Annotated in this window: 12 protein-coding genes; 2 read left to right on the forward strand and 10 right to left on the reverse strand. The window is 45.9% G+C overall.

Annotation, left to right across the window (positions count from 1 at the left end):
- The 4 genes from H7T88_RS15280 to H7T88_RS15295 all read right to left on the reverse strand — a co-directional run.
- Positions 1-527 (reverse strand): DDE-type integrase/transposase/recombinase (locus H7T88_RS15280; RefSeq protein ID WP_221789172.1); only part of this gene is annotated, 527 nt, incomplete at its 3' end.
- Positions 528-604: 77 nt separating this feature from the next.
- Complete coding sequence (locus H7T88_RS15285; RefSeq protein ID WP_221789174.1) at positions 605-934, reverse strand: transposase; 330 nt, start codon at positions 932-934, stop codon at positions 605-607.
- Between the two features lie 150 nt (positions 935-1,084).
- The gene (locus H7T88_RS15290; RefSeq protein ID WP_221789176.1) at positions 1,085-1,657 is read right to left on the reverse strand and encodes a hypothetical protein; all 573 of its coding nucleotides are present in this window, start codon (positions 1,655-1,657) and stop codon (positions 1,085-1,087) included.
- A gap of 515 nt (positions 1,658-2,172) precedes the next feature.
- On the reverse strand, positions 2,173-3,753 hold the full coding sequence (locus tag H7T88_RS15295) for a hypothetical protein (protein WP_221789178.1): 1,581 nt from the start codon (positions 3,751-3,753) through the stop codon (positions 2,173-2,175).
- A gap of 529 nt (positions 3,754-4,282) precedes the next feature.
- Here H7T88_RS15295 and H7T88_RS15300 point away from each other — a divergent pair.
- The gene (locus H7T88_RS15300; protein WP_154890699.1) at positions 4,283-4,861 is read left to right on the forward strand and encodes a TetR/AcrR family transcriptional regulator; all 579 of its coding nucleotides are present in this window, start codon (positions 4,283-4,285) and stop codon (positions 4,859-4,861) included.
- Positions 4,862-4,937: 76 nt separating this feature from the next.
- Positions 4,938-7,124, forward strand: a complete 2,187-nt coding sequence (locus tag H7T88_RS15305; protein ID WP_221789180.1) for a YhgE/Pip domain-containing protein — start codon at positions 4,938-4,940, stop codon at positions 7,122-7,124.
- A 219-nt stretch (positions 7,125-7,343) separates the two neighbouring features.
- Here the strand turns inward: H7T88_RS15305 and H7T88_RS15310 are convergent, their stop codons facing one another.
- The 6 genes from H7T88_RS15310 to H7T88_RS15335 all read right to left on the reverse strand — a co-directional run bounded on the left by H7T88_RS15310 (position 7,344) and on the right by H7T88_RS15335 (position 12,327).
- A complete protein-coding gene (locus tag H7T88_RS15310) occupies positions 7,344-7,715 on the reverse strand; it encodes a hypothetical protein (protein WP_154890697.1) in 372 nt (123 codons plus the stop codon).
- Between the two features lie 819 nt (positions 7,716-8,534).
- The gene (locus H7T88_RS15315; RefSeq protein ID WP_154890696.1) at positions 8,535-9,290 is read right to left on the reverse strand and encodes an amino acid ABC transporter ATP-binding protein; all 756 of its coding nucleotides are present in this window, start codon (positions 9,288-9,290) and stop codon (positions 8,535-8,537) included.
- A 33-nt stretch (positions 9,291-9,323) separates the two neighbouring features.
- A complete protein-coding gene (locus H7T88_RS15320; RefSeq protein ID WP_090917706.1) occupies positions 9,324-9,983 on the reverse strand; it encodes an amino acid ABC transporter permease in 660 nt (219 codons plus the stop codon).
- A 186-nt stretch (positions 9,984-10,169) separates the two neighbouring features.
- The gene (locus H7T88_RS15325) at positions 10,170-10,940 is read right to left on the reverse strand and encodes an amino acid ABC transporter substrate-binding protein (protein ID WP_090917704.1); all 771 of its coding nucleotides are present in this window, start codon (positions 10,938-10,940) and stop codon (positions 10,170-10,172) included.
- Positions 10,941-11,068: 128 nt separating this feature from the next.
- A complete protein-coding gene (locus tag H7T88_RS15330) occupies positions 11,069-11,629 on the reverse strand; it encodes a DUF4825 domain-containing protein (protein WP_154890695.1) in 561 nt (186 codons plus the stop codon).
- Positions 11,626-12,327, reverse strand: a complete 702-nt coding sequence (locus H7T88_RS15335; protein ID WP_221789182.1) for a permease prefix domain 1-containing protein — start codon at positions 12,325-12,327, stop codon at positions 11,626-11,628. The genes H7T88_RS15330 and H7T88_RS15335 overlap by 4 nt, the downstream gene beginning before the upstream one ends.
- Positions 12,328-12,329 lie beyond the last annotated feature (2 nt).

Consider the following 12,329-nt stretch of genomic DNA (forward strand, 5'->3'; position numbering starts at 1 on the left):
TTATCGGTACGAATCACGAGCTTTGGCTCGGTCTTAGGGATACGTCGCGTTACCATAGCCTGCCGGAGCGTATGCAGGATGCTCTGCGTGTCGCAGGCTTTACCGCGATGGTGAGCGACGATTCGACGATCAAAAACATCAATAATACTTGCGAGGAAAAAGTGCCGGCGTTTCCCCGCAACATAACCGTACTTGATATCCATCTGCCACAATTGGTTAGGCCCATCTACCGTTCGGTTATTAGCTACTTTTCTCGGTACGGTATGGATTTGTTCGCGCTGAGGGAGAAGGATACTGAGAGACTTACAGAGCCGATATACTTTCTTTTTGTTAATTACCAGATTGTACTTTCGGCGTAACAACACGGTTAGTTTTCGGTAGCCAAACGCTGCATTTGGCCCTTGAATCAAACGACGAAGAAACCCGACAATCCGAGTGTCCGAAATACGATTCCCTTGCTGGTTGTAAGAGTATCCAGGGATTTTTCGTCCGCTACTTATGGGTTGCTGGCGTTCAGGGTGTTTCAAGTGATAATAATATGTTGAGCGAGGAACATCGCAGATCCGGAGCACCGTACGGACAGGATATCCTCGCTCAATCCAACCTATCGCGGTTTGTAGTCGGGATACTTTTTTTTAACGAGATCCTTAAGAATCTGGTTTTCTAATTCTTTTGCGCCAAGAAGTTTCAAAGCTTCATTGTATTTCTCCTGTAATTCTTGATAGTTGGCTGCATCTTGCTGTATTTGTTGTGTTTCTTTTTGTTTTTTAGCCACCAGTTCCCCCACCTCATCTTCGTATTGACGAACCCAAGTCGTCAGCGTTTTAGGAGACATGCCGTACTTTCGTGCCACGACCTCTGTCCGGAGGCCAGAAAGCACCTCTACGACATACTCCTTTTTCGCCTCAACTGGGCATCTAAATCGTCTTTTCATGAACACTCTCCTCATTTCATTTAGTGTATCTGAGGTAGCTTTGAGTGTCCAATTGGATTAGGGGGCTTTAAAGGTGGTGATCGTTAAAATTGGAAAAGGTCATAAACTGACCAAATAAGCTCTCCTATGATCGTTAGCACTCGTCCGAGACTAATTCACCGCATCAGCTATGCGGCTCAGGCCGGCCCTAACTTCGTCCACGCTTCGGTAAGCTCCCGCAATTTTAACCAGCTTCCATCTATTTTGCTGCTTCAAATAGTGTAACGTCACCGCGCTGGGCATCAGGCATACTCGCTCATCACCCATTTCGAACCATTCCAGCTGCATTCCCAAATTTGCCGAAAATTGTTGAATACGTTCTACTGTCTCCATTGCAGCTAATTTAGAAGTAACTAAAGTAGACTCTACTGAACCTGAATCTGACTCTACATCTATTTCTGTCGCTACTCCTACGCTGTTACCTACTTCGGCCCAAACATCCACACTATCAAACAAGTACGTCCCGTCCATCTGGAATGTCATATTCACCGTGTATCCTTCGTAATCCAAGCTGATTACTTCCAGTTTCTCCTTTTCCACACTCCATACTTCATCCGCCTGTGCTCTAACCTTCTCCAGTGTGATCTGAACATCTGCTGGTAAACACTGCGGCAACTTCCCCTTTTGCACATACTCTTCCAAAGAGGTCGCGCCGATAAGTGACTTGGTTTGCTCGTTATTCATCGTTATTGCAGCACCTTTCCGAGTCTCTATCAATATTTTACTATTGCGCTTCGTTGTTAAAGTTAAAGAATAAAAATATGTATACATCGGTTGTATGTCGCATGAATGTTTAATAAAATGAAAGTAAGGAAAAATGAGAGTAGCCAGGCCAATGGCTACTCCTGTACAGCATTTGCGATGGATAATCCTCCACACAGTGTGTTTCGTAAGGTGAAGAAATAACCCGCTAGGCCTCCAACCTATGGCGGGTTATTTCTTTTTTAGATCAATGTATGTCAGGAGCGCAATAATTAACGTTGCGAACATGATTACATCTGAAAAAGAGAAATTCATAGACACCACAAATTGGCTGTACATTTTAAATTATCCCAGTGTGTAGGTGCTCAGACGAGCATCTTTTTTTATTTTTTAACAACTTACTTAAGTTCACATATTTCAATCGACGAACTCCAAACAGAGACGCTCGGTCAGGTGCAATATCCTGTCTAGGCGCCTTGTTTTATGGTGTAGCTCTTTTATTTCAGGTATCCTTTGGATTTCCAATATCGCTTCGCAAAGGGTTCAGCAGCATAGGGCAGTTCCCCATCCAGCAAATCCTGATTCGCTTGCCTCAGCTCTTTGCGTCCACGTTCCAGCAATTGAACGGCATGTAGTAATTGAGGACCACCTACATAATGAAGTTCAAGCAACAACGGCTCTTCCTCATCCTCTTCCTCCTGAGCCGAGTATTCAATTAACACAATTTCCGTGCCGTCCGCATGCTGGTGTAGCGTATAGAAGTATTTCTCGACCTTCGTCTCCCCTTGTGTATCCGTATACTCTCTACCAATACGCAGCATAGCTGGCTGGGGAACATCATTATACATTTGACCTGCTTGTCGAAATGCAAAGTAGAAGTCTTCAATCCACAACCCATGCCGGTCATCATCATAATAATCGTCATACGGCTCCGCAATAGGCAACGCTAATAAATCACGAATATGTTGCGGCGAAATCAAGGTGCGGACATACTGGTAGTTCGATACGGACTGCAGCAAAGTATCCCATCCACGGTTGCTTAACTGCTGAATATCCGAAGGTGAGTCTTCCGTAAATACGCTCCATTCGGAGTTCTCACTGTTCACATAACGATATGCACCTGAGATCATCCAGACAGGAGTGCCCGCTTGCTCGGCAAGTTCATTAGGAGAGCCTGAAGCTTGGTCTGCTGGCTCTATTTTGAGCAACAATGCACAGCCGTGATCGTCTTGAAAATACAGACTCCGGAAATAGCCTTCCGTATACTCATCCCCGTAGACAGAACCTCGGCAAAACTGTCCATCCACCCAAAACTCATAGCTGTTCAGCAACTCTCCCTGCTCTCTTACAGGTAATAATGAAGGGTGAGTAAGACGCTCAATGTTCTCAGCGGTGAACTGATGATCTTCGAACCAATCAGGTACATCTGGCGCTAGTTCTGCGGCATAAATATACTCTCGTTTAATGATAGGCTGTCCCTGCTGAAGCCTCTTTATCATCTCTTCTCGCCATGGAAACGGCTCTTCTGTATCTTCGTCAATTACACACTCAGGAACAAATAACTCCAGCATGTCAAAGCCTTGCCATGGTCCGAGATCCTCCCACTCTTCAAGCTGACGCTTCACTTTCCGCTGTCCTTGGATCTGAATTCCATATTGCTCTGTACTTACTAGCAGCCCACCTTCTACGTTCCCTCTCACCGTCAATTCTCCATGGTTGTAATCTCCCCAGAACATATCCTCCACATAAAGATTACCTGTAATATATATTTCCTGCCCTCCCACGAGCATATAAGGCGTTGTAAGATCACCAAGCACAAACAGATTAGAAGCAGCCGCGTCCGATCCTGTGTTTCCAATATAACGATCAACGATCAGATTTCCCTCCACCATAATTAAAAAAGGCCCCTCATCCAGCAACAGCTCATTGATATGAAGATCACCTGAATGCAACCATACTTCCTCGGCATCAAATTCACCATCATGTGCTTCATTCTGTGTATACATCCAGCTCTCGTGAGGCAACCTCGTTTTGATATCGGCAAAAGTAACCTTTTGACCTATGTGATGTATGGACATGTCCTGACACTCCTCATCGGTTGATATATGGATAACATCTTCAAAACTTCTAATCTCGAGTGAGTAAGCCGATTGCTCATTTTGATACCGACTCCCCCCCTATGATTTCAATCCACACACTCCATACGGAGTGAGACAGCGAAAAACACATATAGTACGTTCGTACACATCACAAAACTACGTTTTTTCACTACTATTCTATGTGTTACCGCCAATGAATTCAATCTTTTTCCAGCGTATTGTTGCCAAAAGGCATCAAAATGTCCTATTTTCACTACTTTCAAGGTGCGAATCCCCCGGGTTTTCATGTGAGCTTCACATTCTCACCTTACTCTACTCTCCCAACTTCTCCCCACCCATCATCACAATGTCCACTTTCCAAACTATGACATAGATCACATCCAACTCCATACACAAGTGCTACATTAAATAACGACCAACTGACCAAAACAGTAAACTGGTCAATTACAATTTGTGTTTTACCCTCTTCACCCATTACACACGTCAGACCCCAAGGAGGTGTATAGCCGTGAAAACGATAGATCGAAGGCAACAGGTGATGGACTCTGCCGAGAAATCCTTTGCCCTGTTTGGCTACAAAGCCACAACGATGGAGCAAGTGGCGAGACTGGCCAATGTGGGCAAAGGAACGATCTATACCTTTTTCGAGAACAAAGAAGAATTGTTTGATGAGATCCTGCGCTCGATTATTGCAGACATGAAACGGATTACGGAGCAGACGGTGAAGGAAGAAAACTCTTTTCTGGATAACGTGCATCAGAGTATGGACTCGTTGCTGGAATATCGGGAGGAGCACGAGCTGCTGATCAAGCTTTTCCAAGAGGTCAACGATTTTGGAACACCCCAAGCGAGAGAGGGTCTGCAAAAAGTAGAGAAGGCCATTCTCGAATATCTCGAGCGTCAGGTTAGTCGGGCCATGGAGTTACAGCAGATTCGGAGCGACGATCCCAAGCTGGTCTCGTTTGTGCTACTGAAGTTATACGTCAGCCTAACATCCGATTGGAATAAAGCGCATCCTACCTTGCACAAGGATCAGATCAAAGCGTTTGTAGGTCTTTTTCTCAAAAATGGATTATCCCCCAACTAGAAAAACGCCCGCAGACGCACACATACCATACTAAATAGAGAAACAAGGGATAAGCGTAAGATAGGGAGAGAACATCATGAAATCATTTCGTGTATTTGGGCAGGATCTAAAATCCGCCTTTAAGAAACCAAAAGTATTTATTCCAATTCTCGTGGTGCTGTTCATTCCCGTGTTATATAGCGGACTGTTCCTGAACGCCTTCTGGGACCCATATGGCAAAATGAATGAATTACCTGTCGCCGTGGTCAACACGGATCGGGGTGCAGTTTACAATGACAAATCGCTTGAAGTCGGTCAGAATCTGGTCGATGAGCTGAAAAAAAGCGATGATTTCAACTGGCAGTTCGTCACCCGCGACCAGGCAGAACAAGGCATGAAGGACAACAAATTTTACATGACCATTGTCATTCCGGAGGACTTTTCCTCCAAAGCAACCACCCTGATGAATGAGCATCCGGCTCCGGCAGAGCTGATCTACGAGCCCAACGAAGGGTACAACTTCCTTGCGGGTCAGATCGGTGGTACGGCGGTGAAACAGATTCGCTCCAAAGTCTCTGCCAAAGTCACAGAATCATATACCGAAACCCTGCTGGATAAGGTCGAGAAAATCTCGGACGGTTTGGCGGATGCCGGAGATGGCGCAGGTAAAATCCATGATGGAGCAAGCAAACTGGACGAAGGGGCGGCTACGTTAAAAGAAAACCTGGCGAAACTGGCTGACGGGGCAGGCAAGCTGCAAACCGGCGCCGTTTCGTTAAAAGAAGGCACAGCCACCCTCGCCAAAGGCACAGGTGATCTTCACACAGGCGCGAGCACATTATCCAGTGGTCTCGCACAATTAGCTGCCGCCGGCACCAAGCTGGGTGACGGCGCAACGCAGGCTGCAGCTGGCAGTAAACAGCTGCATGCCGGTATCCAAGCTGCGCAAGAAGGCGCGTCCAAACTGGACGCCGGACTCGCAGCTACCGAACAAGGCAGTGCCAAGCTGACCGCCGGACTGCAAACTTCCGTGGAAGGTAGCGGCAAAGTCAGCGAAGGCGCAAAAGCGGTCGCCCAAGGTCTGGCTCAATTAGCAAAGTCCAGTCCCGAACTGGCAGCCAGCCCCGCTGTTCAACAGTTACTCGCGGCTAGTCAGGCCGTTGCCGCTGGCAGTGAGCAGGTATATCAAGGCGGACAGCAACTCGTTGCCGGAAGTAAGCAACTGCAAGCTGCACAGCAACAATTGCATCAAGGCAGTAGCCAGTTGGTTCAAGGTGAAGAACAGCTGGTACAAGGCGCTGCACAGTTATCTGGCGGACAAGAAAAGCTCAGTGCAGGACTCAACCAATTCAATGCCAAATTAAACGAAGCCGCCGCTGGCGGTGCCAAACTGGCAACAGGATCAGAGCAACTGAATACTGGCGCAAGTAAGCTGTTGTCTGGAGTAAGCCAGCTGGAGGGCGGAGTTTCCACCCTTACGGACGGTTCTCATAAACTGGCTGATGGTGCAGGTAAGCTACAAGAAGGCACGATCAAGTTAACGGACGGTTCCGGTGAACTCGCCACCAAATTAAACGACGCTGCGCAACAAACGAGCAGTGTCAAAAAGACCGATGAACTGGTTACGATGTATGCCGAACCTGTTCATGTCGATGAACACAAATTAAACGAAGTGCCCAACTACGGCACAGGTTTTTCGCCCTATTTTCTATCACTCGGATTATTTGTCGGTGCGTTGATTGCAACGCTGGTTGTGCCAACACGTGGCAGCAGTGTAAGTGACGCAAGTGGCTGGAATCGATTTGTCAGCAAAACCCTTGCCTTCACCATTATGAGTGGCGTTCAATCTTTGCTCGCTTCCGGGCTGGTGTTATACGGACTTGGCCTGAAGGTACAGAGTGTGCCGTTATTCCTTTTGTTCAGCTTTGTGACGAGTCTGAGCTTCATGTACATCATTCAGGCATTGGTCACTTGGCTGGAAAATCCGGGACGATTCATTGCCATCCTGCTGCTCATCTTCCAACTCACCACCAGCGCGGGAACGTTCCCACTGGAACTCATTCCAAACTGGCTGAAAGTGTTCAACCCGTGGCTACCAATGACGTACTCCGTAACGGGATACAAAGCGGTCATCTCCAGCGGACAATTCGGCGTTGCCTGGGATCAGATCGGCATTCTGTGCATCTTCGCTGTTCTCGGTCTGGTCGGTACATTGACGTATTTCCTGAAACATCGCACGGTAGAAAACGAAAGTCTTGGTAGTGAAGCTGTGCTTCAAGCTTAGATAAGATATTCAGCTTTGGTATAAAACTTAGCTATCATGTTGGATTTAATATAAATATCAACACAAACGGTTATAGAAATGTAAAAGGCATATCCTTTATGTCAGACTAGCTGTGATGCAGCGAGTTGGGACAATGGATATGCCTTTTTGAATTTGTTTTTATAATAAAATAACCTTTGCCGGCTTCATGTTATAAGCAAAAAGATTCTATACTTATCGTCAGGCTCTCACAACATGTTCTTCAACAAACGCTAGAAACTCTGCTTGCAAGGAGCCGAGAGTAAGCATTTTTTTGATGATGCTAAACCGATAATGAATACCATGAGACTGAAATGACCATATCGACGCCAACGAAACCCCGGATTTGAGTCGCTGTTGCTCCAGATCTGAAAGTGGTATTCGAACCATTTGAACAACTTTGGAAGAAAATAAATTGAGGAACAAAATTTTAAGCACGTCATGATTGATCAGCAATATAGCTCGAGATGTCGTTGAGGAAATCGCTTGTGACGTAACATAACAGGCCAGCATATCTGCTTCTTTGTAAGGTTCGCTTAGTCGATTTATTAATTTTCTAGTAATAAGTAGCATATTGATCGTACTCCTAATATGTAAAATACACCCGCAGTCAAAACTATAACACTAAAGACTGCATCAACCAACTGGCATAGTTTTATCAAGAATAGTGGTGCGTGTCTCTTGGAAAGATCGTATGAACTCGAGGTTTCTCTCACCTATATTATCTATGGGGAAAGTTTCGTTTTAAATGCACACTAGTGTGGGCGATCTCCGGTTTCCAGATTCTAACGATCACCAGCGACACTATTCAGCCTATTTTAGGCATTTATAAAATCTAACGATCACCAGAAAGCTTATTTACTTGAAATACAGTGATTTACGCTACATTTTGAGGATTTCAGCCCAAATAGCGCTCGTGGTGATCGTTAGATTTTCAATGGTCGCTGAAATCGCAAAATAAGCTCCTGTGTGATCGTTAGCGTGTTAGGTGCAAGTCGAGAAAATCAGAGTTCAATCCAGGTACTCCAGAAGGAGTGCGACTTAGGCAATTCTAAAGTTATTCGCATCATATATGAATTTCAATCCACGCACTCCATACAGAGTGCGACTGCAACACAGGCTGCCATATCTGCTGGTTACAGTGAATTTCAATCCACGCACTCCATACAGAGTGCGACAGCGAAAAAACACGTAATAAAAGCATAGATTGTATACTTTATTACGTGTTCTCGTTTAATTCTTCTACTAATTAGTTTCATCTTAATATAAAACACTTAAAATATTCAAGGTAATATGCCAAAAGGGTTCAAATTAGCCTATTCTCAGGTACGAATCTCCCGGGGATTTGATGGGAGCTTGGCATTCGCACCTGTTTTAAATCACGCTCCACCGTTACTCTTCCATATCTACTCTCTTTAAAAACGTCTGGGTACGTGCAAGCTTTGGTGCACCAAAGAGTTGATCCGGCGGACCTTGCTCGGCAATTTCGCCATTGTCCATGAAGAAGACACGATCCGCAACATCACGAGCAAAACTCATCTCGTGCGTGACAATCATCATCGTCATGTTTTCCTGTGCCAATTGCTTGATGACGCGAAGCACTTCTCCCGTCAGTTCCGGGTCGAGTGCTGAGGTTGGCTCATCAAAGAGCAGGATGTCCGGTTGCATCATCAGGGCACGGGCAATCGCTACGCGCTGCTTCTGTCCACCGGACAGATTCGCCGGATAAGCATCGGCCTTGTCCGACAATCCGACTTTGGCAAGTAATTCCGCACTGCGGCTACGAATGACTTTGGTACTTTCCTTTTTCAACGTCTTCGGTGCGAGTTCCAGGTTAGCCTGTACAGTCAGATGCGGGAACAAGTTAAAATGCTGAAACACCATGCCCATACGATCGGTAATCTTCCGAATCTCTGCAGCACCTACGTACCTTCCGTCATCCGCCAGTGTCTGATTCTGAATACGAATCGTTCCGCCCGTAATATCCTCCAAGTGGATCAGGCTGCGCAGCATCGTGCTTTTCCCCGAACCCGAAGGCCCGATGACCGCAATGACTTCTCCTGGCGCCACGTTAAAAGATACCTGTTTCAGCACATCCAGTGTGCCAAATGATTTTTTCAACTGATTTACTTCTATACTATAGGTCATATGCAGACAGTCCTTTGATTGAACAGATTTGATTTATTCATACGAAAAGCGCTTCTCCAGAACCTTGAATAGCAAGGTAAGCACCAGAGTCATAAGCAAATACATAATCGCCGCTACGAAAAATGGAATGAGTTGCAAATCCCGATTCACTGCGGCTTGCGCATAATAGAGCAACTCTGGTACAGCGACAGCGTAGAGCAATGCCGTATCTTTAACCAGCGTAATGGCCTCGTTCGCTGTGGCTGGGAGCACCACCCGAACCATCTGTGGAATGATAACTTTCGTCATGGTCTGCCACTTCGTGAGTCCAAGCACTTTGGCCGCCTCGTGCTGACCTTTATCAATGGACAACAATCCGCCCCGAAAGATTTCTGCAAAGTAAGCTGCATAGTTCAGAATAAATGCGATAGCCGCTGCAATGAAACGATCAAAGACCAGATACTCTCCGATGACCGGAAGTAATGGAAGGCCGAAACAGAAAAATAATACTTGCAAAAGTAACGGTGTCCCACGCATCACATATACGTATGTGTGTGCAATCCAAGCCAGCGGTTTGAACTGGCTCCGCATCGCCAACGTTACCGCGAATCCTAGGGGGACCGATAGCACAATCGCAAGTAAAAATAAGAAAATCGTCGTTTGTGCACCTTCCAGCATCGGTTTTATAATCGTTGAAATATAGTCCCAATTCATGAATTAGTTCTCCTCTAATCTGTTAACCCCGCACTCCTTGGAAGCATATTGCTCCATCATGGAATACGGGGTCATCGTTTTCGTGAGTACAGTTTCCCCAACTGGGAAAAGCTCACATCATTATTTGTCAGGTGTGTTTCACCTGGCTACTTTCAAATTCGCAAATTCAATTCTAAATGATTCTTCTTACTTCAGAACCTTATCCTCACCAAGCCATTTCTTAGAGATTTCAGCGGCTTGGCCGTCCGTGTTCAGCTCATCCAGCGCATTTTGCAGCTGATTGAGAAGTTCTTCATTGCCTTTTTTGATCCCAATGCCATATTGCTCTGGCGCCAGTGATTCATCTAGCAATTTGAAGGTACCTTCTTCCTTCGACATATAATATCTTGCGACCACTTCATCAATGATGACTGCGTCCAGACGTTTCGTTTTCAGATCAGTCAGCGCCAGTACATTATCTTTGAATTCGGAGGCTTTAACTTTATCCTTCAAAGGACTTGCCGCCAGCGCATCTGCTGCTGAGGACAGTGCCTGCAATCCTACATTTTTGCCGTCCAGTTCGTCCAGCTTCGTAATCGGGGAGTCTGCCAGAGTAATCGCAACCTGACTGTTCTCCAGATAAGGCTTGGTGAAAAGCACTTTCTCTTTACGCTCATCTGTAATTGTATATCCGTTCCAGATCATATCGATCCGGCCGCTGTTCAGCTCCGACTCTTTGGAAGACCAGTCAATCGGCTGGAAAGTTACCTTTTTACCCATTTTCTCCGCAGCTGCACGGGCATAATCAATGTCAAATCCAACAATTTCATTCTTCTCATCCCGGAATCCCATTGGAGCAAACTTATCGTCGATCCCTACAATAATCGTATTCTCGTCTTTACTTGCCGAGCTGGAACAGCCCGCCATAATGATCATACATATGCTAATAAATAATAGTAGAATTGCTTTCTTTCTCATCTCTCGTACCCCTCCATGTCTATGACCAAGCTCAAACGCTTTAGTTCGTTACCACGTTATCAGAGACTTATAATAACATAGCATGAGAGAAGAGTCGAGCACCTTGCCCATTTCCAGCGAATTCAACCCTAAGAATTGTCAACAATTTGTGAAAATAAAGCCCGCACGTCAGCCGGTTCCACCAGCTTCTCGCGAACGATAGAATCCCAGAGCTCCGGCTTTTGTAGCGCTTTAAGCTCTGTTCCAGCCCATTGCTGCGCGAGCTTGCGGTCGAACACAACCCGTGTGTCTTTGAACTGGTAGACAATCTGCTCCAGATTATCGATCAGTACAAAGTTTGCAAGAGCGTTATACACGAGGATTCGATCAAGTTGCACCGCATCCATCTCATCTGTATTCAGACTGTAATTAATCTGAGCGGTCAATTTCTCGGGAAACAGCTGATAACCATCCAATTGCTCATGTAACGGCAGATTCTGATTCAGATGACTTAGATTCGAGAAATTCCCCATGTACGCATTTTGATATTTGGCCAAGGCCGTAAAATCATGCGTCAGCGGACTATTCTGCTCGGCTTCATATCGACTCTGATCTGCCGCAATTTTAGGATTAACGAACCCTTCCACCACGACAAGACCCAATAACCCGATAATAAATAAGGAAACAATCCACCGATTCTTTCCGTTCATATGTTATCACTCACTTCGTATTTGCTAACGATCCGGTATGCCCGGTGAACGACCAGAGGAATGAGGATACTAAGTAGCGGTAATGCAAAAGCAAACAAAATGACAGCGAGCTGGTAGGGTCCATTCACCTGAATGGGTCGGTCAAACCAAATATTGCTTCCAAATCGCAATGCTGCCTGCGTACCCCAAAGCACAAGCACAACGGCTGCCCACAGCCACCATGCTCTACGTTGCCACTGCTTCAACACTAACACACGAACCCGTGTGGTCTTTTCTGTATCGGAAGATCCACTGCCATTCTCTCTGTTGCTCATCGAGTAAACTACATAAGCGGCTCCCACAATCAGGCTAATGATCAAAAGCAGATTGTTCAGAGCAGCACCGCCTAACATCACTCGTGTAGGAATCGTGATAATCCAGGCAACCAGGCTGTAGATAAGGGTCGATTGCCACAGCGCTGTCCAATAAGGAACACGTTTCACATGTCGGTAATCACTCATGAATTGTTCCATACCATCCATATGCTGTATCGCTGTCTGGAAAGCTTGCTCCTCGCTCATGCCTTCAGCCAGATAATCATCTATTCGTGCGGCGAGGTTGCTACGAATTTCTTCTTTCAACTCCCGATGCTCCAGTGTATCCTGTGCACCTGCAAATAAACTCTCCAAATGCCGATTCATCCGTCTTTCGAGCGTCATCC

The organism is Paenibacillus cucumis (ex Kampfer et al. 2016) (assembly GCF_019748695.1).
Classification (GTDB): domain Bacteria; phylum Bacillota; class Bacilli; order Paenibacillales; family Paenibacillaceae; genus Paenibacillus; species Paenibacillus polysaccharolyticus.